Raw genomic sequence first — 558 nt, forward strand, 5'->3', positions numbered from 1 at the left:
TAAGCCGATCCGAACCATTTCCCGGAGACCACACCCACCATGAACGATCTTGCGCTGCCGCTGAGCGGTTTGTCATCAGTCGGCGGCAAGTCCGTCGTCGCCCGTTTCGACGGCGGCATGCTGTCGTCCAACAGCGGCGTTCTGGCCTTGGCCGAGGTGGAAAAGCGGTTGCGGGTGGCCGAGCGTCTGGCGCGTTGCATCGACGATCCGCGCTGCCCGGACCAGGTCGTCCACAGCCTGGCGGACATGATCGGCTTTCGCATGAAGATGATCGCCGCCGGCTACGAGGACGGCAACGACGCCAACCGGCTGCGCCGCGATCCGGTCTTCAAGATGGCCCAGGATGCGCTGCCGTCGGGTCGGGATCTGGCGTCGCAATCGACGCTGTGCCGGCTGGAGAACCTACCCGGCGTGCGGGAGCTGGTCGCGATGGGACGGGCGATGGTCGATCTCTATTGCGCCTCGTTCCGGCAGGTGCCGAAGCGGATCGTACTCGACATTGACGACACCTTCGACGCTGTGCACGGAGGCCAACAGCTTCGCCTGTTCAATGCCCAC

1 protein-coding gene is annotated in these 558 nt (G+C 64.9%); it reads left to right on the forward strand.

All coding sequences use genetic code 11. The features are described 5' to 3' along the window. Positions 1-39: 39 nt before the first annotated feature. Positions 40-558, forward strand: a 519-nt coding sequence (locus NKK47_RS35140) for a transposase (RefSeq protein ID WP_352549609.1), incomplete at its 3' end; no start/stop codon positions are given.

The sequence above is a fragment of the Mesorhizobium sp. M0019 genome (genome assembly GCF_040323975.1).
Classification (GTDB): domain Bacteria; phylum Pseudomonadota; class Alphaproteobacteria; order Rhizobiales; family Rhizobiaceae; genus Mesorhizobium.